This is a genomic window from Xylophilus sp., assembly GCA_009914555.1.
Taxonomy (GTDB): domain Bacteria; phylum Pseudomonadota; class Gammaproteobacteria; order Burkholderiales; family Burkholderiaceae_C; genus WNDY01.
This window is the reverse complement of the sequence record WNDY01000060.1, coordinates 1-22,833: the sequence shown is the minus strand read 5'-3', so window position 1 is coordinate 22,833 and position 22,833 is coordinate 1. Positions and strand designations below refer to the sequence as shown.

23 protein-coding genes and 2 pseudogenes are annotated in these 22,833 nt (G+C 70.7%); 15 read left to right on the top strand and 10 right to left on the bottom strand.

Translation table 11 applies throughout. The features are described 5' to 3' along the window. From GAK38_RS19705 to GAK38_RS19695, 3 genes and pseudogenes are all read left to right on the top strand, one after another. Window positions 1–411, top strand: a 411-nt coding sequence (locus GAK38_RS19705) for an IS3 family transposase (protein ID WP_325343662.1), incomplete at its 5' end; no start/stop codon positions are given. 194 nt (window positions 412–605) lie between these two features. Continuing rightward, window positions 606–770, top strand: a pseudogene (locus GAK38_RS19700) (UDP-glucose 6-dehydrogenase); the annotation flags it as partial. A 100-nt stretch (window positions 771–870) separates the two neighbouring features. After that, the gene (locus GAK38_RS19695) at window positions 871–3,162 is read left to right on the top strand and encodes an NADP-dependent malic enzyme (RefSeq protein ID WP_325346650.1); all 2,292 of its coding nucleotides are present in this window, start codon (window positions 871–873) and stop codon (window positions 3,160–3,162) included. 10 nt (window positions 3,163–3,172) lie between these two features. Here GAK38_RS19695 and nth read toward each other — a convergent pair whose 3' ends face one another. Then, on the bottom strand, window positions 3,173–3,814 hold the full coding sequence (gene nth / locus GAK38_RS19690; protein WP_325346649.1) for an endonuclease III: 642 nt from the start codon (window positions 3,812–3,814) through the stop codon (window positions 3,173–3,175). Window positions 3,815–3,944: 130 nt separating this feature from the next. Beyond that, window positions 3,945–5,105 carry an adenylate/guanylate cyclase domain-containing protein gene (locus tag GAK38_RS19685; RefSeq protein ID WP_325346648.1) on the bottom strand — a complete coding sequence of 387 codons (1,161 nt, stop codon included), beginning with the start codon at window positions 5,103–5,105 and terminating at the stop codon, window positions 3,945–3,947. A gap of 185 nt (window positions 5,106–5,290) precedes the next feature. Here GAK38_RS19685 and GAK38_RS19680 point away from each other — a divergent pair, with 185 nt between their 5' ends. Next, window positions 5,291–5,743 (top strand): hypothetical protein, encoded by a 453-nt coding sequence (locus GAK38_RS19680; RefSeq protein ID WP_325346647.1) that lies wholly within the window; start codon window positions 5,291–5,293, stop codon window positions 5,741–5,743. A gap of 155 nt (window positions 5,744–5,898) precedes the next feature. After that, window positions 5,899–7,170 carry a Glu/Leu/Phe/Val family dehydrogenase gene (locus GAK38_RS19675; protein WP_325346646.1) on the top strand — a complete coding sequence of 424 codons (1,272 nt, stop codon included), beginning with the start codon at window positions 5,899–5,901 and terminating at the stop codon, window positions 7,168–7,170. A 16-nt stretch (window positions 7,171–7,186) separates the two neighbouring features. On the opposite strand, the gene GAK38_RS19670 is transcribed toward GAK38_RS19675, so the two are convergent. Genes GAK38_RS19670 through GAK38_RS19655 form a run of 4 tightly spaced genes read right to left on the bottom strand, consistent with a single transcriptional unit; the run spans window position 7,187 to window position 10,099 of the window. After that, entirely contained in the window at window positions 7,187–7,378 is a 192-nt protein-coding gene (locus GAK38_RS19670; RefSeq protein WP_325346645.1) for a hypothetical protein, read from the bottom strand. 56 nt (window positions 7,379–7,434) lie between these two features. Then, the gene (locus GAK38_RS19665; RefSeq protein ID WP_325346644.1) at window positions 7,435–8,619 is read right to left on the bottom strand and encodes a PLP-dependent transferase; all 1,185 of its coding nucleotides are present in this window, start codon (window positions 8,617–8,619) and stop codon (window positions 7,435–7,437) included. Between the two features lie 17 nt (window positions 8,620–8,636). Beyond that, window positions 8,637–9,635: a 4-hydroxy-3-methylbut-2-enyl diphosphate reductase gene (gene ispH, locus GAK38_RS19660; protein ID WP_325346643.1), complete on the bottom strand. Its 999-nt coding sequence runs from the start codon at window positions 9,633–9,635 to the stop codon at window positions 8,637–8,639. Between the two features lie 2 nt (window positions 9,636–9,637). After that, window positions 9,638–10,099, bottom strand: coding sequence for an FKBP-type peptidyl-prolyl cis-trans isomerase (locus GAK38_RS19655; protein WP_325346642.1), 462 nt, complete (start codon window positions 10,097–10,099; stop codon window positions 9,638–9,640). 94 nt (window positions 10,100–10,193) lie between these two features. Between GAK38_RS19655 and radC the strand changes: the two genes are divergently transcribed. Both radC and GAK38_RS19645 read left to right on the top strand, forming a co-directional pair. Further along, window positions 10,194–10,871: a RadC family protein gene (radC, locus tag GAK38_RS19650; protein WP_325346641.1), complete on the top strand. Its 678-nt coding sequence runs from the start codon at window positions 10,194–10,196 to the stop codon at window positions 10,869–10,871. Further along, a complete protein-coding gene (locus GAK38_RS19645; RefSeq protein ID WP_325346640.1) occupies window positions 10,868–11,554 on the top strand; it encodes a Smr/MutS family protein in 687 nt (228 codons plus the stop codon). Before radC ends, GAK38_RS19645 begins: the two co-directional genes overlap by 4 nt. A 43-nt stretch (window positions 11,555–11,597) precedes the next feature. Here GAK38_RS19645 and GAK38_RS19640 read toward each other — a convergent pair whose 3' ends face one another. Together GAK38_RS19640 and GAK38_RS19635 are read right to left on the bottom strand one after the other, a co-directional pair. Further along, complete coding sequence (locus tag GAK38_RS19640; protein WP_325346639.1) at window positions 11,598–12,185, bottom strand: hypothetical protein; 588 nt, start codon at window positions 12,183–12,185, stop codon at window positions 11,598–11,600. Window positions 12,186–12,306: 121 nt separating this feature from the next. Beyond that, the gene (locus GAK38_RS19635; RefSeq protein ID WP_325346638.1) at window positions 12,307–12,729 is read right to left on the bottom strand and encodes a group II truncated hemoglobin; all 423 of its coding nucleotides are present in this window, start codon (window positions 12,727–12,729) and stop codon (window positions 12,307–12,309) included. 185 nt (window positions 12,730–12,914) lie between these two features. Between GAK38_RS19635 and GAK38_RS19630 the strand changes: the two genes are divergently transcribed. From GAK38_RS19630 to GAK38_RS19610, 5 genes are all read left to right on the top strand, one after another. Continuing rightward, the gene (locus GAK38_RS19630) at window positions 12,915–13,748 is read left to right on the top strand and encodes an ABC transporter substrate-binding protein (RefSeq protein WP_325346637.1); all 834 of its coding nucleotides are present in this window, start codon (window positions 12,915–12,917) and stop codon (window positions 13,746–13,748) included. A 79-nt stretch (window positions 13,749–13,827) separates the two neighbouring features. Next, a complete protein-coding gene (locus GAK38_RS19625; protein WP_325346636.1) occupies window positions 13,828–14,523 on the top strand; it encodes an amino acid ABC transporter permease in 696 nt (231 codons plus the stop codon). Then, window positions 14,520–15,236, top strand: a complete 717-nt coding sequence (locus GAK38_RS19620; protein WP_443089248.1) for an amino acid ABC transporter permease — start codon at window positions 14,520–14,522, stop codon at window positions 15,234–15,236. The genes GAK38_RS19625 and GAK38_RS19620 overlap by 4 nt, the downstream gene beginning before the upstream one ends. Beyond that, window positions 15,233–16,243, top strand: coding sequence for an isopenicillin N synthase family dioxygenase (locus GAK38_RS19615; protein WP_325346635.1), 1,011 nt, complete (start codon window positions 15,233–15,235; stop codon window positions 16,241–16,243). Before GAK38_RS19620 ends, GAK38_RS19615 begins: the two co-directional genes overlap by 4 nt. A 40-nt stretch (window positions 16,244–16,283) precedes the next feature. Further along, window positions 16,284–16,493 (top strand): hypothetical protein, encoded by a 210-nt coding sequence (locus GAK38_RS19610; RefSeq protein WP_325346634.1) that lies wholly within the window; start codon window positions 16,284–16,286, stop codon window positions 16,491–16,493. A gap of 82 nt (window positions 16,494–16,575) precedes the next feature. Here GAK38_RS19610 and GAK38_RS19605 read toward each other — a convergent pair whose 3' ends face one another. Then, on the bottom strand, window positions 16,576–19,098 hold the full coding sequence (locus GAK38_RS19605) for an ABC transporter permease (protein WP_325346633.1): 2,523 nt from the start codon (window positions 19,096–19,098) through the stop codon (window positions 16,576–16,578). 170 nt (window positions 19,099–19,268) lie between these two features. On the opposite strand from GAK38_RS19605, the gene GAK38_RS19600 reads away from it, so the two are divergent. From GAK38_RS19600 to GAK38_RS19590, 3 genes are all read left to right on the top strand, one after another. Then, window positions 19,269–19,766 (top strand): RNA polymerase sigma factor, encoded by a 498-nt coding sequence (locus tag GAK38_RS19600; protein ID WP_325346632.1) that lies wholly within the window; start codon window positions 19,269–19,271, stop codon window positions 19,764–19,766. A gap of 23 nt (window positions 19,767–19,789) precedes the next feature. Continuing rightward, window positions 19,790–20,890 (top strand): FecR family protein, encoded by a 1,101-nt coding sequence (locus tag GAK38_RS19595; RefSeq protein ID WP_325346631.1) that lies wholly within the window; start codon window positions 19,790–19,792, stop codon window positions 20,888–20,890. 93 nt (window positions 20,891–20,983) lie between these two features. Next, entirely contained in the window at window positions 20,984–22,756 is a 1,773-nt protein-coding gene (locus GAK38_RS19590; RefSeq protein ID WP_325346630.1) for a TonB-dependent siderophore receptor, read from the top strand. Here the strand turns inward: GAK38_RS19590 and GAK38_RS19585 are convergent. Beyond that, window positions 22,702–22,833, bottom strand: a pseudogene (locus GAK38_RS19585) (IS481 family transposase); the annotation flags it as partial. The gene GAK38_RS19590 and the pseudogene GAK38_RS19585 overlap by 55 nt on opposite strands.

The window sequence follows — 22,833 nt, the reverse complement described above, 5'->3', positions numbered from 1 at the left end:
GACCTGTATTCGCGTAAGGTTGTGGGCTGGTCGATGTCTGAGCGCATGACGGCTACGCTGGTTTGCGACGCGCTGCGCATGGCGCTGTTTGCTCGCAATCGGCCTCGGGGAGTGATCGTGCATACTGGCCGTGGTAGCCAATACTGCTCGCGCGAGCACCGCGCCCTGTTGGAGCAATACGCTTTGATCGCCAGCATGAGTGCCAGAGGCAACTGCTACGACAACGCAGCAATGGAGAGTTGGAACCACAGTCTGAAGGTCGAGGCCATCCATGGTGAACACCTCGCCACACGGGAGCAGGCCAAGGCTCATGTGTTTGACTACATTGAGGTTGACTACAATCGGATCCGGCTGCACTCGACCCTGGGCTACCTCAGCCCAGAGCAGTACGAGCTGGCCAACGTCGCTTAGATAGGTGTCCGTAAATCAGGGGCAAGATCACTCTACGATGAACGCTTCACGAGGCACGCGCATGGCAGCCTGTGAGGGGCTGAGCCATGGGTCCATGGGCCAACCGGGGGGGCCTCCGGCGGCCTGGCAGGGGCCTGATAGATCAACAGCCAGAAACCAGTTCACCAACCGCCTCACACACAGAAATACTGACAGCCCCCGTGATCGTCACCGAATGGAAGGTGTTCCGCACACCGCACTTCGGCAAGCTGCGGGCAGCCCTGCGCCAGCCGCTGGTGTTCGACGGCCGCAACCTCTACGCGCCGCAGCGCATGCGCGACGAAGGCTTCGAGTACCACGCCATCGGAAGGCCGGCCTGAGCAGCTGCGCCGAAAAGGCACCCCGCGGGCCGGCTCTGCGCTGCAAGCCTGGAGTAAGCTTGCAGCCCTTTTTTCCGCCACCTCAACCGCCGAGACACGCATGACCGATCTTTCCGCCGCAGAACAGGCGCTGCGCGACGCCGCCCGCGAGTGCCACCGCAGTCCCGTCAAGGGCAAGATCGCGGTCACGCCAACCAAGCCGCTGTCCAACCAGCGCGACCTCTCCCTGGCCTATTCGCCCGGCGTGGCCTACCCCTGCCTGGACATCCAGGCCGACCCGGCCGCGGCCTACGAGTACACCTCGCGCGGCAACCTCGTCGGCGTGGTCACCAACGGCACGGCCGTGCTGGGTCTGGGCGACATCGGCCCGCTCGCAGGCAAGCCGGTCATGGAGGGCAAGGGCTGCCTGTTCAAGAAGTTCGCCGGTGTGGACGTGTTCGACATCGAACTGGCCGAGCGCGACCCCGACAAGCTGGTGGAGATCATCGCCGCGCTCGAACCCACGCTCGGCGGCATCAACCTCGAGGACATCAAGGCGCCCGAGTGCTTCTACATCGAGAAGCAGCTCAGCGCGCGACTCAACATCCCGGTCTTCCACGACGACCAGCACGGCACGGCCATCATCTCCTCGGCCGCGCTGCTCAACGGCCTGGAACTCGTGGGCAAGACCATCGGCGAGGTCAAGGTCGCGGTCTCGGGCGCCGGCGCCGCGGCCATCGCCTGCCTGGACGTGATGGTGGGCCTGGGCGTCAAGCTGGCCAACATCCATGTGGTCGACTCCAGGGGCGTGATCCACGACGGCCGCACCGGCCTGGATGCGTCGAAGCAGCGCTACGCCCAGAAGACCGAGGCCCGCACGCTGGCTGACGTGGTCCGGGACGCCGACGTCTTCCTCGGCTGCTCGGCGCCCGGCGTGCTGACGGCCGAGATGGTCAAGACCATGGCGCCCAAGCCGATCATCCTGGCGCTGGCCAATCCCGAGCCCGAGATCCGCCCCGAGCTGGCCAAGGCCGTGCGTCCGGACTGCATCATCGCCACCGGCCGCAGCGACTACCCGACCCAGGTCAACAACGTCCTGTGCTTCCCGTACATCTTCCGCGGCGCGCTGGACTGCGGCGCCACCAAGATCACCGAGGCGATGAAGCTCGCCTGCGTGCGCGAGATCGCCGACCTGGCCAAGGCCGAGACCAGCGACGAGGTCGCTGCCGCCTACCCCGGCCAGGAACTGGTGTTCGGCCCCGACTACCTGATTCCCACGCCGTTCGACGCCCGCCTGATCCTCAAGATCGCGCCGGCCGTGGCCCGCGCCGCCCAGGAATCCGGCGTGGCCACGCGGCCGATCGAGGACTATGCGGCCTACCGCGAGAGCCTCACGCGCTTCGTCTACCAGACCGGCATGTTCATGCGTCCGGTGTTCGAGGCCGCCAAGGCGAAGCTCCAGCGCGTGGCCTTCGCCGAGGGCGAGGACGAGCGCGTGCTGCGCGCGGTGCAGGTCGCGGTGGACGACGGCCTCGCCAAGCCGATCCTGATCGGCCGCCCGGCCGTGATCGCCGCGCGCATCGCCAAGGCGGGCCTGCGCATCCGCATCGGCCAGGACGTCGAGGTGACCGACCCCGAGGACGATCCACGCTTCCGCCGCTACTGGGAAGCCTATTACGCGCGCATGAAGAGGAACGGTGTGAACGCCGAGGCCGCCAAGGCCGCGGTCCGCCGCTCCAACACGCTGATCGGCGCGCTGATGATCGAACTGGGCGATGCCGACACGCTGATCGCCGGGCTGGTCGGCCGCTACGACCAGCACCTGGAGCACGTGCGCACCATCATCGGTCTGAAGAAGGGTGCCCACGGCTTCGCCGCGGTCAACGCGCTCACGCTGCCGCAGCACACGCTGTTCATCGCCGACACCTACATCAACGAGTCGCCCAACGCCGAGGAATTGGCCCACATCGCCCTGGCCGCGGCCGAGGAGGTGCGCCGCTTCGGCCTGCCGCCCAAGGTGGCCTTCCTGTCGCACAGCAACTACGGCAGCTCGACCCGCCCGTCGGCACTGAAGATGCGCGAGGCCTACGAGCGCTTCAAGGCGCTGGCGCCCGACATCGAGGCCGACGGCGAACTGCACGGCGACTCGGCCCTGAACGAGGTCGTGCGCGGCCAGGCGGTGGACGACAGCGCGCTCTCCGGCCCGGCCAACGTGCTGATCTGCCCGAACCTGGATGCGGCCAACATCCTGTTCAACGTGCTCAAGACCACGGTCGGCCAAGGCGTGACCATCGGCCCGATCCTGCTCGGCGCTGCGGCCTCGGCGCACATCCTGACGCCCTCGGCCACGGTGCGCCGCATCGTCAACATGACGGCGCTGGCCGCGGCCAAGGCCGCCGCAGCGGCGGCCTGACGTTCGCCGCCTAGGCCGGCGGCGGCGTCTTGGGCTCGTAGTCGCACCAGCGCGCGACCACGCATTCCCAGCAGCGCGGCAGCTGCGCGCGGCAGACATAGCGGCCGTGCAGCACCAGCGCATGGTGCGCATGGGCCAGGAAGGCGTCGGGCACGCGCTGCATGAGCCGGCGCTCCACCGCCAGCGGCGTGGCGCCCGGCGCGAGCCCGGTGCGGTTGGCCACGCGCAGCACGTGCGTGTCGACCGCGACCGTCTTCTCGCCGAAGGCGGTGTTGAGCACCACGAGCGCGGTCTTGCGGCCCACGCCGGGCAGCGACTGCAGCGATTCCATGTCGCGGGGCACCTCGCCGCCGAAGCGTTCGACGAGCAGGCGGCAGGTATCGACGAGGTAGCGCGCCTTGGTGTGGTAGTGGTTCACCGAAGTCAGGCATTCGGCGATGCGCTCGGCGCCGAGCGCAGCCATCGCCTGCGGCGTGTGCGCCAGCGCGAAGAGCTTGCGCGTGGCGATGTTGACGCCGCGGTCGGTCGAATGCGCGCTCAACAGCACGGCCACGAGCAGCTCGAACGCGCTGCGGTGCTCCAGCTCGGTCGTCGGATGCGGGTTGGCGACCAGCAGCGCCTGGAAGAATGGCACGATGCTTTTGGGGTCCATGCGGCGCAGTATGGAATCCCTCTGGCGTCGGCATCGTGAGCAGCGGTGTCGGGCCGGCGCGCCCGCCACGCCGGCGGCAACCGGCCTGTCCCGCCCATCCGCCGCGCGGCTGCGAGTCGTACCCCTGGAGTTATCCCCCCTGCGCCGAACTCACCAGCAACTGCACGCAGGCCTGGATCTTCGCGTCGGACTCGCTGTCCAGGTGGGTGAACTCCAGCCCGGCGAACGGGCGGGTGCCGACCTGCTTGCCGTTGACGATGCGGCCGCGTGCGCCGGCCACGCGGTGGTCCAGCGGCGCGAAGTCGAACTCGAGCTGCAGCTCGGTACCCAGCGGCAGGGGCTCGTCCAGCTCCAGCAGCAGGCCGTGGTAGCCGATGTCGCGTACGCTGCCGACCAGTTCGGCCCCGGACGGCACGCCCCCCTGCAGCCGGCGCAGGCGCGCGGGCAGGTGCACCTCGACCCGGTGGCTGCGGCGGAACTCCTGCCGCGGCACCTTGAGGCCGTGGCCCGGGATGGCGATGAGTTCGCGCAGCTGCACCGGTTCGCTGCGGCCCTTGACGTGCAGCTCCAGCGGCTCGGTCACCGACACGGCATCGCCGCACTGGCGGTAGGTGGCTTCGCTGATCAGCACCTGGCCGCGCAGGCAGAACGACTCGATGCGCGACACCAGGTTCACGCCGTCGCCGATCAGCGTGTATTCGGAGTACGCGCCGGAGCCGAAGCGCCCAGCCACGACCGTGCCGGTGTTGATGCCGACGCCCAGGTACAGCTCGGGCAGCCCCTCGGCCAGGTGCAGCAGGCCGATGTCGCGCATGGCGATCTGCATCTCGATGGCACAGGCCAGCGCGCGGAAGGAATCGTCGGCCTGCTGCTCCGGCAGACCGAAGACGACGAGGATCGCGTCGCCCAGGAACTTGTCGATGTGCCCGCCGTGGCGCGCGATGACGGCCGCCATGCGGTCCAGGCAGCGGTTGAGCACCCGCACGATGCTGCGCGCCGGCTGGGTGGCCGTGAGCGCGGTGAAGCCGCGCAGGTCGGCCAGCAGCACCGTCACCTCGCGCGCCTCGGCGCCCAGCGCCAGCTCGATGGCCACCGGCACAGGCGCCGGCGCGGCGGGCTCGGGCACCGGCGCCGCCAGCGACTGCCCTCGCGGCACGAAGCGCGCCAGGATGCGATCGAGCTCGGCCGCGCCGCTGCGGTGCAGCGGCGCGCCGGTCTCGCGTGCGATGAGGTCTTGCAGCAGGGCGGCGGCCTGCTTCGCGAGGTCGTGGGGCTGGTGGTCGGCGGACATGGTTGGGCGCCTGGAGGAATGGTGGTGCGGATTGTTACACCGTCCAGCAGTGCCGGCCTCCTACAGACCTGTCGGCGTGCACCGGCGGGCGGATGCTGCGACGGACGGCAAACCTTGCGAGGATGGATTCCTAGAATGGCTTTCGGAGTTCAGCCATCGAACGCCTTTCACCGAAGGAACCACACATGACCGACCGCAACGCATCCCTCGCCCGCCGATTCGCCCGCGCCGCCGCGCCGGCCGCCGCCATGCTGCTGATGTTCTGCGCCCACGGGGCCACGGCCCAGCCGCACCCGGCGGGCTGCAGTCCGAGCGAAGACTCGGCCGCCTGCAGACGCGAAGCCATCAACTCGGCCGCCGAGATCAAGCGTGGCCGCATTGGCACCGTGACCGAAAGCCAGCTGGAGCACAACCGCATCGCCCGCTGCGCGCCGCTGGGCGGCGAGGACAAGGCAGCCTGCGAAGCCCGCGTCTCGGGCCTGGGCTCCTCCAGCGGCAGCGTCTCGGGCGGCGGCGTGCTGCACGAGGTCGAGACCGTCGTCCTGCCGGCCAAGGGCGGCCCGGTGCGTGTCGAGCCCAAGACCGACTCGCCGGTTTTCCTCGTACCGGACAACGACGGCCGGCAGTCGGCGCACTGAAGGCACGTCCCTTCGGAACCACCGCGGCCGGCATGACCTGTTGCCGGCCGTGCATGGCCCAGCGCGCATGCCGTCCGCCGGGCCATGCATAACCCATGGCGCATCCGTGCCCTCGACCGTATCGTGGCTGCGTGTCCATTGCACCCGAGGCAACGATGAGTTCCGAACTCTCCTACGTCCATCCCACGGCCACCAGCGCCTGGGGCACCTACCTCTCCCAAGTCGACCGTGTCATTCCCTACCTGGGCCCGCTGGCCCGCTGGTCCGAGACGCTCAAGCGCCCCAAGCGCGCGCTGATCGTCGACGTGCCCATCGAACTCGACGACGGCACCATCGCCCACTACGAGGGCTACCGCGTGCAGCACAACCTCTCGCGCGGCCCCGGCAAGGGCGGCGTGCGCTACCACCCCGACGTCACGCTCGAAGAGGTGATGGCCCTGTCGGCCTGGATGACGGTCAAGTGCGCCGCGGTCAACCTGCCCTACGGCGGCGCCAAGGGCGGCATCCGGGTCGATCCGTGCCAGCTCTCGCGCAAGGAACTGGAGCGCCTCACCCGCCGCTACACCAGCGAGATCGGCATCGTCATCGGTCCGCAGCAGGACATACCTGCGCCCGATGTGAACACCAACGCCGAGATCATGGCCTGGATGATGGACACCTATTCCATCAACAGCGGCGCCACCGCCACCGGCGTGGTGACCGGCAAGCCGATCCACCTGGGCGGCTCGCTGGGCCGCGTGAAGGCCACCGGCCGCGGCGTGTTCGTGACCGGCCGCGAGGCCGCACGCCGTACCGGGCTGGACTTGCGCGGCGCGCGCGTGGCGGTGCAGGGCTTCGGCAACGTGGGCTCGGTGGCGGCGGAACTCTTCGCCGAGGCCGGCGCCGTCGTGGTCGCGGTGCAGGACCACACGGGCACGGTCTTCAACGGCAGCGGCCTGGACCTGGCCGCGCTGGTGCCGATCGCCCGCAAGGACGGCGTGGCCGCCTTCGCCGGTGGCGAGCACATCGCCGAAGAAGCCTTCTGGGACGTGGAGGCCGACATCCTGATTCCGGCCGCGCTGGAAGGCCAGGTCACGGCCGAGCGGGCCCGCAGGATCACGGCGAAACTGGTGCTGGAAGGCGCCAACGGCCCGACGGTTCCCGAGGCCGACGACATCCTGGCCGGCCGCGGCGTGCTCGTGGTGCCCGACGTGATCTGCAACGCCGGCGGCGTGACCGTCAGCTACTTCGAGTGGGTGCAGGACTTCTCGAGCTATTTCTGGGACGAGGACGAGATCAACGTGCGGCTCGACCGCATCATGGTCAACGCGCTCAACCACATCTGGGACACGGCCGACCGGCACGGGATCGGCCTGCGCACCGCGACCTTCGCGGTGGCCTGCGAACGCATCCTGGCGGCACGCCAGGAGCGCGGGCTCTATCCCTGAGCCCGCTGCCGGGGCGTCAGCCCTGGGCGCCTCCGGCCACCGGCGGCTGGGCGGCGCCCTCTTCGGTTTCGTCCGGCTCCAGCGCACCGTCCTCGGGTGCGCCCGCGCCGCTCTTGCGCTCCGCCTTCGCGCGGAGCTTTTCCTCCTTCTTGCGCTTCTTTTCCTGCTCGCGCTGGCGTTTCTCGAATCCGTAGTTGGGTGTGGCCATAGGCGCTCCGAAAAGTCTGTCTGACGCCTCACTTTACGCGATGCCGGCGCCGCTTCTCAGGCCGGCAACCCTGCCAGCGCCTGGGCCAGGCCGACCGAAAAGCGCACCAATGCGCCTGCATGCGGCCACGCGGTGACCGAGGCCGTGCGCATGGACGGGATGTCGTACGGCACGGCCAGGCTGACCGGCCCGCCCCAGGAGTAGCCGATGCGAAAGCGCCGCAGCCGGTCGCAGAAGGCGTCCACGTCGGCCGGGCCGAAGCGGGCGTCGAACACGGCCGAGAACAGGCCCGCGGCCAGGCCCTCGCCGCCGTCCGGCGCGCACAGCGCGCGCCAGTGCGCATGGCCCGGGCTGCCTGCCAGCGCGGGATGCAGCACCCTCGCAATGCCGGGCTGCACGGACAGCCAGCGAGCCAGTTCGCGCGCCGCGGCGTCGTGCGCGCGGTAGCGCAGGGCCAGCGTGGGCAGCGAGCGCAGCAGCGCCTCCACGTCGCCGCCGCCCACGCCCAGGCCCAGCCGCATGTGGGTGCCGCGCAGGCGCTGGTGCAGCCGCTCGTCGCGCGTGACCACGCTGCCCATGAGCACGTCGCCGCCGCCGCTGGCGTACTTGGTCAGCGCCTGCACCGAGATGTCGACGCCCGCGCCGCTGCGCCGCAGGTCGAACGGTGCGAAGGCCAGGCCGGCGCCCCAGGTGTTGTCCAGTGCCGTGGTGACGCCGCGTTGCCGGCACAGCGCGGCGAGCGCCGGCAGGTCCGGAAACTCCAGCGTGACCGAGCCCGGCGCCTCCAGCCAGACGAGCTTTGTCGCCAAGCCGATGCACCGCGCCAAGTCCTGCGGATCGGCCGCGTCATAGAACCGGTGGCCGATGCCCCAGTGCGCGAGTTCGCCCTGGACCAGGGCCTTGGTCGGGCCGTAGGCGTTGTCGGGAACCAGCACCTCGTCGCCCTGGCGCAGCAGCGACAGCGACACCAGCGCGATCGCCGCCAGCCCCGAGGGCGCGAGCAGACACTGCGTGCCGCCTTCGAGCGTGGCCAGCCGTTCCTCCAGCGTGAATGTGGTCGGCGTGCCGTGCAGGCCATAGGTGTAGCCGGCGCGGCTGTGCCAGCGGCGCGCGCGCAGCGCGGCCGTGTCGGCGAAGAAGACCGTGGAGGCCTTGGACACGCCGGGCTGCGGCGCGGCGAAGCCGGCCGGCGGCACGTAGGGATGGTGGATCAGGCGGGTGGCGATGTCGTCGTCGGGCATGCCGCCGATCGTAGTCCTCAGCGCCCGGTCTCCGGCCTGCGTTCGGTGAGCGCGAGGCCGGTGGCCGCGTCCAGCTTCAGCCCCTTGGGCAGCGGGAACTTGACCGTCTCTTCGATGCCGTCCATGCGCCGCAGCGCCACCACGCCGAAGGAGCGCAGCCGCTCCACCACCTGGCGCACCAGGATTTCGGGCGCCGAGGCGCCGGCCGTCAGGCCCACGCGCGCGCGGCCCTCGACCCATTCGGGGCGCAGTTCATCGGCACTGTCGACCATGTGGCTCTCGGTGCCGAGCTTGCGGGCCAGCTCGGCCAGCCGGTTGCTGTTGGAACTGGTCGGGCTGCCGACCACGATGACCACGTCGACCTGGCCGCTGAGCACCTTGACGGCGTCCTGCCGGTTCTGCGTGGCGTAGCAGATGTCCTGCTGCTTGGGCTCGCGCACCCGCGGGAAGCGCGCCCGCACGGCGGCAGTGATCTCGGCCGCGTCGTCCACCGACAGCGTGGTCTGCGTGACCACGGCCAGCTTCTCGCTCTGCGCCGGCTGCACGCGGGCCACGTCGGCCACGTCCTCCACCAGGTGGATGCCGCAGTCGCGCTGGCCCATCGTGCCCTCGACCTCGGGATGCCCCTTGTGGCCGATCATGATGAACTCGTAGCCCTCTTTCGCGAGCTTGGCCACCTCGACATGCACCTTGGTCACCAGCGGGCAGGTGGCATCGAAGACCGAGACGCCGCGCGCCTTCGCCTCCTGCTGCACCGCGCGGCTCACGCCATGGGCGCTGAAGACCAGCGTCGCGCCGGGCGGCACGTCGTCGAGTTCCTCGATGAAGACCGCGCCTTTCGATTTGAGGTCATTGACCACATAGGTGTTGTGCACGATCTCGTGGCGCACGTAGACCGGCGCGCCGAACTTCTGCAGCGCCCGCTCGACGATCTCGATGGCCCGATCCACGCCGGCGCAGAAGCCGCGCGGCTCGGCCAGGACCACTTCGCGCTGGGCGGCATCGACTTCGGCCATGGTCACAGGACCCCGATGATGAGAGCCTCGAACACCACCGGCTGGCCCGCGAGCGGGTGGTTGAAGTCGAAGCGCACGGCCGTCTCCGACACCTCGATCACCGCGCCGGCGTAGCTGCCCAGCCCGTCGGGCGTGGGGAACTGCACCACATCGCCGACGTGGTACTGCTCGTCCGGATCGCCGATCTCGGCCAGCAGACGGCGGGCCACCCACTGCTGCATGTCGGCGTTGCGCCCGCCGAAGGCCTCGCCGGCCGGGATCTCGAACCTGGCGCGCGCACCCTCGGCCAGGCCGAGCAGGCGCTGCTCGACGGCCGGCGACAGCTCGCCGGTGCCGAGCGACAGCGTGGCCGGCTTGTCGTCGAAGGTGTTGATGATGTCGCCCGCCGGGCCGGCCAGGCGGTAGTGCAGGGTCAGGAACGAGCCGGGCTGGACGGTGGCCGCAGCCGTGGGGGAAGAGGTCATGGAAGTCCCGATAAACTGCCCGTATTGTAGAAAGCCGGACCTGCCCTTCGCTGCGGCGGGCGCTTTCCGCGGTCCGCCCCTCCGTTTCCCGCCCGTGCCCTTGAAGAACCTCCCGCCCGACGCCCGCCCGCGCGAGAAGCTGCTGGCCCGCGGCCCGTCCGCGCTGTCCGACACCGAGCTGCTGGCCCTGCTGCTGCGCACGGGGCTGGCCGGCAAGGGCGTGCTGCAGCTGGCGCAGGAGCTGCTCGACACCTTCGGCGGCATCGCCGGCCTGCTGCACACAGGCGTCGACGACCTCAGGCGCGTCAAGGGCCTCGGCGGCCCGGCCAAGCGCGCCGAACTGGCCGCCGTGGTCGAACTGGCCCGCCGCGCGCTGGCCCAGCAGCTCGAAGAACGCGAGATCTTCAGCGCGCCCGACGCGGTCGAGCATTACCTGCATCTGCACCTGGCGGCCCTGCCGCACGAGGTGTTCGCCGTGCTCTTCCTCGACGCGCGCAACCGGCTGCTGGCGATGGAGGAACTCTTCCGCGGCACGCTGACGCAGGCTTCGGTCTATCCGCGCGAGGTGGTGCTGCGCGCCCTGCACCACCATGCGGCCGCGGTCGTGCTGGCCCACAACCATCCAAGCGGATCGACCGAGCCCTCGCGCGCCGACGAGGCGCTGACGCAGACGCTCAAGGCGGCGCTCGCGCTGGTGGACGTGCGCGTGGTGGACCACATCATCGTCTGCCGCGGCGCGAGCTTCTCGATGGCGCGGCACGGGCTGGTATGACGGCCCAGCGCACCATCAGATCCTTCGACGACCTCGGCCCCCTGCGCCGCGCGCTGGCCGACGCCGCCGCGCGCGAAGCCCGCGAACGCGAGCAGCGGCGCGAGGCCGAGCGGCGCGCCCGCGCCGAGCGCACGCTGTTCCAGGACGCCGTCGGCCCCGTGCGCCCGCTGCCCGCGCACCAGGCCGACCGCCGCTGGCCGCGCACCGAGCCGCCCGAGCCGCTGCCTTTTCAGCGCCTGCAGGACGAGCAGGCCGTGCTGCACGAGCTGCTGAGCGACGAGTTCGACGTGACCACGCTGCTCGACACCGACGAGGCGCTGAGCTACCGCCGCCCCGGCGTGGACCCGGACGTGGTGCGCCGCCTGCGCGGCGGCCAGTGGAGCATCCAGCGCCAGCTCGACCTGCACGGCCTGCGCATCGACGAGGCGCGCGAGGCGCTCGGCGCCTTCATCCGCGAATCGCACCGCGCCGGCCTGCGCTGCCTGCGCGTGGTGCACGGCAAGGGCCTGGGCTCGCCGGGCCGCGCGCCGGTGCTCAAGGGCCGGGTGCTGCGCTGGCTGGTGCAGAAGAGCGAGGTGCTGGCCTTCGTGCAGGCCCGGCCGGCCGAAGGCGGCGCAGGCGCCGTGGTGCTGCTGCTGCAGCCCGCCTGCGATCCGCATACCCACAGGTGTACATCCACATAGTGCCCTTCAACAGAGCGTTTCCGGCTTATACACCCCCATCCGCCTACGCGCTCTGCCAGATCGTCTGCCAGCGGTCGTACATGCCCATTTCAATGCGCTCGAGGTGCGGCAGGTCGCCGGCGCGGCGGACGAACATCAGTTCCAGGCCCTGGTTGCGCGCGAAAAGCTCCTGTACGAGCAGGTCGAAGGCCGTGCCCGGCGCCAGATAGCGGGACCATTCGCTGCCGGTGACGGGGCGGGTGCTCTGGCGCGTGGGGGCATGGCGGGCCGCGGACGACAGTGCGGCCCCCTGCACGTGGCCGCCCTGCCAGGCCGTGGCAGGCTCGAGCGCCCGGGGATTGGCCCGCCGGTGGTTGCCGAGCATCGGCCGCGCCTGCCGCCGCGCCGCGTCGGCCGGAACGATGTCGTCCACCCAGCCGGCGGCGCGCGAGGGATTCCAGTGGTCCCGCACCCGGCGGTAGTCCTGGTAGGAGGCCACGCGCCATTCCCGCCTCGCCGAGACGTGGTCCTGCATGAACGAGGCCGTATCCGCGAGGCTGTAGCCGCGGTCCAGGTGCCGGTGGGTGGTCTTGAGAGCGGCGAAGACTGCGAGGGTCTGGATTTTGTTCAGGAAGGTCGGATGGGCGGGCATGGCGCGGGCAGGCAGTCGTTGGGGGCGCCGGTCGGCGCAGGCCGAAGCGGGCAGCTCATCCTATGTGCCGGCGCCCGGCCGGGCCATCACCCAAACACGGTATGGCGAAGCGGCTCTGCGGTCACGGCAGCTTTCGGATGACCGCGCTCTGGTTCACCATCCAGTCGGCCGTCTGGAAGAAGCTCTGCCGCAGCCGCGCGCGCAGCGCCTCGGGCACGCCGGTCTCGCCCATCGCCTGGTCCATGCAGGCCAGCCACTGGTCGCGCTCCTGGATGCCGATGGAAAAAGGCATGTGGCGCATGCGCAGCCGCGGATGGCCGAAGCGGTCCTGGTAGTGCTGCGGGCCGCCGAGCCAGCCGCAGAGGAACCAGAACAGCTTGTCGCGCGCACCGTCGAGCGACGGGCCGTGCGCGGCGCGCAGTTCCCGGTACGCGGGCTCCAGATCCATCAGGTCGTAGAAGCGGTCGGCCAGGGCGCGCACGCGCTCCTCGCCGCCGATCCAGGCGAATGGGGTGTCAAACGGCGGCTTTTCTTCGATCTGCATGCGCGCAAATGTAATGAATTTATCTGAATCCCATCGTTCGCCTGAACGGCCGCAGTTGGTAACTTTCACGTCGAGGGTCGGACGTCATGACCGCGGGTGTTTTCGATGGGGGCACGCCCGCGCCATGCTTCCGGCCCTCCTTGCTTTCCGCCCGACATCGATAACGACAGACGAGAGGACCACCGATGCGCATGCGCACACTCGCCGCCGCGGCGGCCGCCGCCGCCTTCGCCCTGCTGGGCACCGCGGCCCGGGCCGACCAGCTGGCCGACATCCAGAAGAAGGGCGAACTCGTCGTCGGCGTGCTCGGCACCGACGAGCCCGCGACCTTCGTCGACCCCAAGACCCGCAAGATCGTCGGCTACGAGGTCGATCTGGTCAACGCCATCGCGAAGAAGATCGGCGTCAAGCCGGTGCTCAGGCAGATCGCCGTGGCCGCGCGCATCCCCGAGCTGCAGCAGGGCCATGTGGACCTGGTGGCCGCGGGCCTGACCCACAACAAGGAGCGCGAGGCGCAGATCGACTTCTCGCTGACCACCTTCGTCACCGGCCAGAAGGCCGTGGTGCGCAAGGACAGCGGCGTGACCGACATCGCCCAGCTCGCCGGCAAGAAGGTGCTGACCATCCGCGGCGGCACGCAGGAGCCCAACATCAAAAAGGCCGTTCCCACGGCCGAGGTGGTCACCTTCGACACCAGCCAGCAGGCCTTCCAGGCGCTGCAGCAGGGCAAGGGCATCGGCTATGTCGACGACGAGGCGGCGCTGCTGCGCTCGGTCGCCAAGCTGGGCCCGAAGAAGGCCGACTACCTCGTGCTCAAGGACAACCTCAGCACCGAGGCGCTGGCCATCGGCATCAAGAAGGGCGAGGCGGCGCTGAAGAAGGTGGTGGACGACACGCTGCGCGAGCTGGAGCAGTCCGGCGAGGCGCAGAAGATCTTCCTCAAGTGGTACGGCCCGGCCACGGCCTCGGGCTTCCAGACCCGCGATTTCAAGATCGACACCGACAGGATCGACGGCTGACGGCAGCGCTGCCTTCACCACCCCCGAACGGCCCGCGCGCATCGCCCGGGCCGTTCGCACGTTCTGAGCACGCCATACCATGGGCTTCGACCTTTCGCTGCTGCTGCACGGCCGCTACCACGACATGCTGCTGCACGGCCTGGCCGTGTCGCTGCAGCTGCTGGCCGCGGCCTTCGCGCTGGCGCTGCCCATCGGCATCGCGGTGGCGCTGCTGCGGCTGTCGCCGTGGAAGGCGCTGCGCGCCGCGGGCTTCGCGTATGTGGAGGCGATCCGCAACGTCCCGCTGCTGGCCCACCTGCTGTTCTGGTACTTCGGCGCACCCGAGCTGCTGCCCGAAGGCATCCGGCGCAGCCTCTATGCGGGCAACGTCGAGGCGGTCAGCGCGGTGATCGCGCTCGCGCTCTACACCGGCGCCTACATGGCCGAGGACATCCGCAGCGGCATCCGCGCGGTCCCGGCGGCGCAGGCCGAGGCGGCCCGCGCGCTGGGACTGGGCTACCTGGCCGCCATGCGCTTCGTGGTCCTGCCGCAGGCGGTGCGCATCACGCTGCCGCCGCTGATCTCGCAGACGCTCAACCTCTGGAAGAACACCAGCCTGGCCACCGTGGTCGGCGTGGCCGAGCTGATGTACCAGGCCGGGCAGGTCGAGAGCGCAAGCTTCCGCAGCTTCGAGGCCTTCGCCTTCGCCACCGCGTCGTACCTTGGCCTGTCGCTGGCGATCACGCTGCTGGCGGCCGGCGCGCAGCGGCGCTGGCCGGTGCGGATCGCGCGATGAGCATCAGCGAACTGGTCGACACCTACTGGCTCTACTTCCTCGTGGGCCAGTACCCCGACGGCCCGCTCGGCGGGTTGGCGCTCACCGTGCTGCTGGCGGCGGCCGGGCTGGCGCTGGCGCTGCCGCTGGGCCTGCTGCTGGGCCTCGCGCGGGTGTCGCCATGGCGCGCACTGCGCTGGCCGGTCACGGCGCTGGTGTTCGTGGTGCGCGGCACGCCGCTGCTCATGGTGGTGTTCTGGGCCTACTTCTTCCTGCCGAGTGTGACCGGCCACAAGACCAGCCAGTTCGGCACCATGCTGGCCGCGCTGGTGGTGTTCGACGCGGCCTACCTGGCCGAGATCGTGCGCACCGGCATCCGGGGCCTGCCGCGCGGGCAGGTGGACGCGGCCCGCTCGCTGGGCCTGCGCTGGCCGGGCACCATGCGCCTCGTCGTGCTGCCGCAGGCGCTGCGCGCCATGCTGCCTTCGCTGGTCAACCAGTTCGCCTCGACCATCAAGGAGACCTCGCTGGGCTACATCATCGGGCTGGCGGAGGTGTCGTTCATCACCTCGCAGATCAACACCCAGGTGGTCACGCGGCCGGCCGAGGTCTATGCCGTGCTGGGCCTGACCTACTTCGCGCTGTGCTTCGGGCTGTCGCGCCTGGCCTACGGGCTGGAGCGCCGCGTCGCACGCGCCCACACTGCGGCCCGCGCGGCCGCCACACCGCCATGACGACCACGACCACCCTGCCCCTGATCGACGTATCCACCCTGGTGGCCGGCACGCCGGGCCGCGCCGAGGCCGCGCGCCGCATCGGCGCGGCCTGCCGCGCCCACGGCTTCTTCTACGTGCAGGGCCACGGCGTGCCGGCCGACCTGGTCGCGCGGCTGGAAAACCGCAGCCGCGCGTTCTTCGCGCTCGACACGGCGACCAAGCTGCGCTGGCGCATGGCGCTGGGCGGCCGCGCCTGGCGCGGCTACTTCCCCGCGGGCGGCGAGCTGACCTCCGGCCGGCCCGACTGGAAGGAGGGCCTCTACCTCGGCACCGAACTGCCCGACGACGACCCGCGCGTGCAGGCGCGCTGGCCGGTGCACGGCCGCAACCTGTTCCCCGACGTGGCGGGCCTGCGCGAGGCGATCCTCGACTACCTGGCGGCGCTCACCGCGCTCGGCCACCGGCTCATGGAAGGCATCGCGCTGAGCCTGGGCCTGCCCGCGGACTGGTTCGCGGCGCGCTACACCGGCGACCCGCTGGTGCTGTTCCGCATCTTCAACTACCCGGCCCAGCCGCTGCCGCAGGCGCTCGACGCGCAGGCCGGCGACATCTGGGGCGTGGGCGAGCACACCGACTACGGCCTGCTCACCCTGCTGCTGCAGGACGACGGGGGCGGCCTGCAGGTAAAGACGCGCGGCGGCTGGATCGAGGCGCCGCCGGTCCCCGGCACCTTCGTCATCAACATCGGCGACATGCTCGACCGCATGACCGGCGGCCTCTACCGCTCCACGCCGCACCGGGTGCGCCGCAACACCGCGGGGCGCGACCGGCTGTCGTTCCCGGTGTTCTTCGATCCGGCCTTCGACGCGCGGGTGCAGCCGATCGCCGGCCTGCCCGCGCCCGAGGACGACAGCGCCGCGCGCTGGGACGGCGCGAATGTCCACGCCTTCGACGGCACCTACGGCGACTACCTGCTCGGCAAGGTCGGCAAGGTGTTCCCGCAGCTGCGCGACGCGGTGCTCTGAGCCGTTCGTTTACAGGCGGCCGGCTTCGAGGCCGGCATCGATGCGGATCGTCGTCGGCACCTTGTTGGTCGGTGCCTTCTGCGGGCCGCGGCGGCGCATGCAGAAATCCTGCCGCCACGAAACGGACTTCCGGACAGGACCGGCGAACGTCCTGCTCGATGACAGCCGTCTCGAAATCGAACTCCGCCGCCCGCGCGAGCGGCAGGCCGCGTCCGGCCGCGTTGCGCATTCTTCAGTGGGTCAAATCTGAACGACTTTTCCAGCAGATCGCACATACTCCCTCCCACTCTTCTTTCTAGCGCTTCGGGTAAGCCCGCATCGGGCTCATACTCCTAATCCACTGCCTGGCGCAGCGTATCGACCACCGGCCGCCGCAGCACCTCGCGCAGCCCCCACCAGCCCGCCGCGAGCGCCAGCACACCGCCCGCGGCCGCGCCGGCCAGCGGCACCCACGGAGAGGCGGTCCAGGTGAAGTCGAACACATAGCGCGCCAGCGCCCAGCCGACCGCCACGGCCGCCACACTGGCCAGAAAGCCCGCCAGCAGCCCCACGCCGACCAGCTCGGCGCGCTGCACCTGGCGCAGCAGCCGGGCCTGAGCGCCCACGGCCCGCATGATCGCGAACTCGCGCGCCCGCTCCTCGCGCGTGGCCGTCACCGCCGCGAACAGCACGACCAGGCCCGCGGCCAGCGTGAACACGAACAGGAACTCCACTGCGCGGATCACCTGGTCGAGCACGCGCTGCAGCTGCAGCAGCGTCTCGCCCATGTCCACGCTGGTGATGTTCGGAAAGGCCCGCACCAGCGCGTTGTCGAAGCCCGGCGCGGCCGGCGCCCGGTAGGCCGCGAGGTAGGTCACCGGCAGTTCCTCGGGCAGCCGCGCCACGCTGAACATCACGAAGAAGTTGGCATGCATCGAACTCCAGTCGACCTTGCGCAGCGAGGTGATGCGCGAGGTGGTCTGCACACCGGCGATGTCGAAGGTCAGCACGTCGCCGAGCTTGAGGCCCAGGGTCTCGGCCAGGCCCGATTCGACGCTGGCCTCGCCGGCCGCGCCGGCCGTCCAGCGGCCGGCCTCGATGGTGTTGTGCGGCGGCGCCTGCTCGGCGTTGGACAGGTTGAACTCCCGCTCCACCAGGCGGCGCGCGCGTTCGTCGGGATAGTCCTCGCCGGTCACCGGCCGGTCGTTCACCGCGACCAGGCGGCCGCGGATCATCGGATACCAGTCGTACTTCGCCACGCCGGCCGCCCGGAGCTGCTGCTGGCACGCCTCGGCCTGGTCCGGCAGCACGTTGATGACGAAGCGGTCGGGCGCATCGGGCGGTGTGGCCTGGCGCCAGCTCGCCACGAGGTCGGTGCGCAGCAGCACCAGCAGCACCAGCGCCAGCAGGCCGACCGCGAGGCTCGACACCTGCACCACCGCATACACCGGCCGCGCCGCGATCTGCCGCGTGGCCAGCACCAGCCAGCGCGGCGCGGTCGATTCGTTCACGCCGCGGCGCAGCACCGCCACGGCCAGCCATGCCAGTGCGGCGAACAGCACGACCGCGCCGGCGAAGCCGCCGACGGCGATCAGGCCAAGCCTAATGTCGCTGCTCACGCCCAGCAGCAGCGCGGCAAAGCCGGTCACGCCCACGCCCAGCACCACGAGCGACGCCGGCTTGAGCGCGCCCACGTCGCGCCGGATCACGCGCAGCGGCGGCACCTGCGCCAGCTGCAGCACCGGCGGCAGCCCGAAGGCCGCGAGCAGCGAGAGCCCCATGCCGATGCCGAAGGCCACCGGCCAGGGGCTCGGCGCCGGCAGGCTCGATTCGACCAGCCCGGCCAGCAGCCAGACGAAGATGTGGTGCACCGCATAGCCGAGCGCCACGCCGGCACCGCTGGCGAACAGCCCCGCCGCGCCGAACTCCACGCCATAGGCCAGCGCGATCCTGCGCTGCGGCAGGCCCAGCACCCGCAGCATCGCGCAGTCGTCCAGGTGCGCCGCCGCGAAGCCGCGCGCGGCCAGCGCCACTGCCACGGCCGACAGCAGCGCGGCCAGCAGCGCCACGAGGTTGAGGAATTTCCGCGCCCTCTCCAGCGTCTGCCGCATCTCGGGCCGGCCGCTGTCGAGCGTCTCGATGCGCACGCCGCGCACCTGCGGCTTCGCCGCCTCCGCCTGCGCCCATCCGGCGAATTCGCGCGCCGGCGCCTCCCCGCCCGCCACCGCCATGCGCCAGGTGATGCGGCTCGCCGGCTGCACCAGGCCGGTGGCGCCGAGGTCGCCGCGCTGGATCATCACGCGCGGCGCGAAGCTCAGGAAGCCCGCGCCGCGGTCGGGCTCCAGCACGATCACGCGGGCGATGCGCAGGGCCGCATCGCCCAGCAGCAGCCGGTCGCCCACCTTGAGGCCCAGCGCCTCCAGCACCGGCGCGTCCACCCAGGCTTCGCCGCGCGCCGGGACGCCCTGCGCGGCCTCCTCCGCCGCGCCCGGCGCCGCGGCCACCCGCAGGCTGCCGCGCAGCGGATAGCCGGGCTCCACCGCCTTCAGCGCCACGAGCCGGCTGGCGCCGCCGTGCGCGTCGTCGGCGCGCGCCATCGTCGCAAAGCCCAGCGTCGTCACCGTGCGCAGGCCCAGCGCCTTTGCGCGTTCGCCGAAGGCCGGCGGCGCCGGGTTGTCGCTGACGACGACCGCGTCGCCGCCGAGCAGCTGCAGCGCGTCGCGCTGCAGGCCGCCCTGAAGCCGGTCGGCGAAGAAGCCCACCGAAGTCAGCGCGGCCACGGCCAGCACGACCGCGACGACCAGCAGGCGCAGCTCGCCTGCACGCAGGTCGCGCCAGAGCGCGCGCCAGCCGAGGTGGAGGAAGGAGGTTCGCATCCACGCACCTTAGCGCAAAGGCGCGGCGCTCCGCCGGTAGAATGCGGCGCCCCGCACCTGCCGCACCCAGGGTCCAGCCGCCGCCACACCTCGCAGCCACCGGGCGGGCAACCCATCCGATTTCCGATACTGGCCGGGGAGGCGCCGTGGACGCGCGGTTCAATGACGAATTGCTGAGACACTTCACCCGCGCGGTGAAGGACGCGCACGAGGCGCAGGACCTCGCGCAGGAGACCTTCGGCCGCGTGCTGGCGAGGATGGCGGCCGGCGAGCGCATCGACAACCTGCGCGCCCTGCTCTACGAGGTCGCGCGCAACCTGCTCATCGACCGCCACCGCCAGCTGCGGGTGCGCGACCACACCGGCGACGAAGAGCTGCTGCACGGACTGCCCGGCCCGGCCTCCAACGAGCCCGAAGTGCGCTACGCCGCGCGCCAGCGCGTGCTCCTGCTCATGCGCGCCATCGAGGCCCTGCCGCTGCGCTGCCGCCAGGCCTTCGTGCTGCACCGCCTCGACGGGCTGCCGCAGGCGGAAGTCGCGCGGCGCATGGGCATCAGCGTCAACATGGTCGAGCGCCATGTCATGCTGGCCGTCGCCGCCTGCCGCAAGGCCCTGGGCGACGAGCGCTCGCACCGCGCCGCCGCGCTCGTGGGCCGGGGCGGCGCCTGATCCGCCCACAGCCAGCCGCACGCATGAACGCCCCGAACACGCCCGCCCCCGACGCGAACGACGACGGCGAAGCGCTGCTCGGCGAACTCTCGCCGGTGGAGCTGCAAGCGCTGCGCTGGACGGTGCGCGCCGGCGACGGCCTCGACGCCGGCGCGCGGGCCGCTCTGCAGGACTGGCTCGACGCCGACCCCGCCCACCGGGCCGCCTACGAGGACATGGCCGGCGCCTGGGCCGCCATCGACGAGATACCGCCCGCCGGCCACGCACGCATGCGCGCCGGCATCGCCATCGACGCCTCCACCATATACTCCCCAAATAGCCATGCCAGCGCGTCCGTGGGTAGCCCGCTTACAGAGCATACTCCCCACTCCCTGCGCCGCCGCCGGATGCATGCCGCCGCCGCGGTGGCTGCGCTGGCCGTCCTGGGCGGCGGCTGGCTCGACTGGAGCCACTGGCAGAACCAGCCCGTGTTCAGCCGCCACTACGCCACCGCGCGCGGCCAGAGCCTGGACGTGGCCCTGCCCGACGGCAGCAGCCTCGTGCTCGACACCGCCACCGAGGCCGGCGTGACGCTCTACCGCCGCCGCCGCGAGGTGCGCCTGCCCGAAGGCCAGGCGCTGTTCCAGGTGCAGCCCGACCGTGCCCGGCCCTTCGACGTGCTGGCAGGCGCCGCCCGCATCACCGTCGTGGGTACGAAGTTCAGCGTGCGCTACACGCCATCGATGGGCAGCCGGACCGTGCAGGTCGCCGTGATCGAAGGCCGGGTGCGGGTGGTCGGCGAAGGCGATGCGGCGGCTGTCGAACTCGCCGCCGGCCAGACCGTGGCGGCCGACGCCAGGGGCCGCCTGGGCGCCGTCGCGCCGGTGGCGGCCGAGGCCATCGGCGCCTGGCGCGGCCGCCGCCTGAGCTTCGATGGCGTGCCGCTGGCCGAGGTGCTGGCCGAGACCGGCCGCTACGGCGACATCGGCGTGCGCCTGCGCGACCCGGCCGCCGGCAGCCTGCCGGTCACCGCCAGCGTCGACCTGCGCAACACCGCCGCCTTTGTGCACGCGCTGCCGCAGGTGCTGCCGGTGCGGCTGGAGCGGCGTGGGGATGGCCTGGAAATCGTCGCCAGCCGGCACTGAGCGCGGGCGACAAAAAAACGAAAGGGACCACGTCAGGATCGGCCTGGGTCATCCGTCATCCGAAGTGAGACTGATTTCACGAGGAAGGAACCCATGCGCGCCTACCGCCGCCCACTCGACCGCCGCCCCCGCCCCGACAGGCACCTTGCCCTCGCGCCGGGGGCGCTGGCCGCTTGCCTCGCCTTGGGCGCGGCGCAGCCGCCGGTGCTGGCCCAGCCGGCACCGGCCGTTGCAGCCATCCGTATCGCGGCACAGCCGCTGTCGCAGGCCCTGGCCGAGCTGGCGCGCCAGACCGGCACTACCCTGGTGGCCGCGCCCGCGCTGCTGGCCGACAAGACCGCGCCAGCCGTCGCGGGCCCGTTCACGGCGCAGCAGGCGCTGCTGCGGCTGCTGGCCGGCAGCGGGCTCGTGGGCTCGCTGGAGAGCGGCGTCATCACCGTGCAGCGCGCAGGCGACGCCGGCGCCGGGGATCTGCGCGAAGTCACCGTGACCGCCGAGGCCGAGCGCAGCCGGGCGACGACGGAGAACACCGATTCCTATACTGCCCAGGCTGTAGCCGCCGGCAGCAAGCTGGAACAGCGGCTCAAGGACATACCCCGTTCCATCTCCCTCATGGCCCGCCAGCAACTGGACGACCAGCGCATCACGCGGCTGGACGAGGCGCTGGAGCAACTGCCGGGCGTGACGTTCAGCCCCAACGCAGGCGGCTGGGGCAGCGACAGCTATTACCTGCGCGGGTACAGCCTGACCAACCTCACCATCGACGGTTCTTCAACCAAGAACTTCTTCAACGGCAGCGGCGATTCCTCCTTCAGCACCGGGCTGGAAAAATACGACAGCGTGCAGTTGCTGCGCGGGCCGGACGCCCTGTTCTCCGGCAACGGTGCGCCCAGCGGCAGCATCAACCTCGTGCGCAAACGGCCCACCGACCGCTACCAGCTCAAGACCACTGTCTCGGCCGGCTCCTGGAATAACTACCTGGGCACGGTGGACGTGAGCGGGCCGCTCAACCAGGCCGGCAGCTTGCGCGGGCGCGCCGTGGCCTCGTACAACGACACGGAAAAGTTCTACGACAACGCGCCCCGCAAATACACCACGCTGTACGGCATCTTGGAGGCCGACCTAAGCCGCGACACCCTGCTGACCACCGGCATAAGCTACGACAAGGCAGGCGGCACAGGATGGGATACGGCACCGAGCTTTCCGCGCTACAGCAATGGCGACCCGCTGCGCATTTCCCGCAGCACCGGCTATACGGCAGATGCCAAGAGAAATAGCGAATCCATCAACGTATTCGCCAGCCTGGAGCAGCGTTTCAACTCCGCATGGAAGGGCAGGCTGAATGCCTCCTACACCCGCTCCAATGGCTATACGGCGGCGGATTTTTACTATGGCGCGGCCGATCCGCTGACCAGCAGCGGCACGTATTACTTCAGCCCCAGGGCCAACACCTGGAAATCCGAAGCCGTGGCGCTGGATTTCAACATCCGCGGCGACACCACGCTGTGGGGCCATGAATACAGGGCCGTTTTCGGCGCGGATTATGTGAACACCGATGCCGATTACTATCAGCGCTATACGACCGCAAACTACCCCGGCGGGCTTTCCACCATCCACTGGAGCACCTTTGACCCATCTCTGCTGACGCTGACCACCGGCTCGGTCGCTGAAAGCCTGACGGATACCTCGCGCCAATACGGCATCTATGCCTACAACAGCCTGCAGGTCTATGGGCCGCTGCGCTTCGTACTGGGCGGGCGTTGGTCCGGCTACGAAAAGGTGAACATCAACAAGAGCACGGCGGAGCAGACCTACCTGTCGCATCCCGGACGATCATATAGCCGCTTATGGAACAGATGCGGGTGAGTCTGATACCAGTTCTTCATGGCCTGCATGGGCGTCTTGCTGCCCAGCGCTGACTGCGGCAGTTGCTGGTTGTACAA

Coding starts and splice junctions, on each gene's coding strand:
- GAK38_RS19695 (WP_325346650.1), top strand. CDS start 871: ATGACCGATCTTTCCGCCGCAGAACAGGCGCTGCGCGACGCCGCCCGC.
- nth (WP_325346649.1), bottom strand. CDS start 3,814: ATGGACCCCAAAAGCATCGTGCCATTCTTCCAGGCGCTGCTGGTCGCC.
- GAK38_RS19685 (WP_325346648.1), bottom strand. CDS start 5,105: ATGTCCGCCGACCACCAGCCCCACGACCTCGCGAAGCAGGCCGCCGCC.
- GAK38_RS19680 (WP_325346647.1), top strand. CDS start 5,291: ATGACCGACCGCAACGCATCCCTCGCCCGCCGATTCGCCCGCGCCGCC.
- GAK38_RS19675 (WP_325346646.1), top strand. CDS start 5,899: ATGAGTTCCGAACTCTCCTACGTCCATCCCACGGCCACCAGCGCCTGG.
- GAK38_RS19670 (WP_325346645.1), bottom strand. CDS start 7,378: ATGGCCACACCCAACTACGGATTCGAGAAACGCCAGCGCGAGCAGGAA.
- GAK38_RS19665 (WP_325346644.1), bottom strand. CDS start 8,619: ATGCCCGACGACGACATCGCCACCCGCCTGATCCACCATCCCTACGTG.
- ispH (WP_325346643.1), bottom strand. CDS start 9,635: ATGGCCGAAGTCGATGCCGCCCAGCGCGAAGTGGTCCTGGCCGAGCCG.
- GAK38_RS19655 (WP_325346642.1), bottom strand. CDS start 10,099: ATGACCTCTTCCCCCACGGCTGCGGCCACCGTCCAGCCCGGCTCGTTC.
- GAK38_RS19645 (WP_325346640.1), top strand. CDS start 10,868: ATGACGGCCCAGCGCACCATCAGATCCTTCGACGACCTCGGCCCCCTG.
- GAK38_RS19640 (WP_325346639.1), bottom strand. CDS start 12,185: ATGCCCGCCCATCCGACCTTCCTGAACAAAATCCAGACCCTCGCAGTC.
- GAK38_RS19635 (WP_325346638.1), bottom strand. CDS start 12,729: ATGCAGATCGAAGAAAAGCCGCCGTTTGACACCCCATTCGCCTGGATC.
- GAK38_RS19630 (WP_325346637.1), top strand. CDS start 12,915: ATGCGCATGCGCACACTCGCCGCCGCGGCGGCCGCCGCCGCCTTCGCC.
- GAK38_RS19625 (WP_325346636.1), top strand. CDS start 13,828: ATGGGCTTCGACCTTTCGCTGCTGCTGCACGGCCGCTACCACGACATG.
- GAK38_RS19620 (WP_443089248.1), top strand. CDS start 14,520: ATGAGCATCAGCGAACTGGTCGACACCTACTGGCTCTACTTCCTCGTG.
- GAK38_RS19615 (WP_325346635.1), top strand. CDS start 15,233: ATGACGACCACGACCACCCTGCCCCTGATCGACGTATCCACCCTGGTG.
- GAK38_RS19610 (WP_325346634.1), top strand. CDS start 16,284: ATGCGGATCGTCGTCGGCACCTTGTTGGTCGGTGCCTTCTGCGGGCCG.
- GAK38_RS19605 (WP_325346633.1), bottom strand. CDS start 19,098: ATGCGAACCTCCTTCCTCCACCTCGGCTGGCGCGCGCTCTGGCGCGAC.
- GAK38_RS19595 (WP_325346631.1), top strand. CDS start 19,790: ATGAACGCCCCGAACACGCCCGCCCCCGACGCGAACGACGACGGCGAA.
- GAK38_RS19590 (WP_325346630.1), top strand. CDS start 20,984: ATGCGCGCCTACCGCCGCCCACTCGACCGCCGCCCCCGCCCCGACAGG.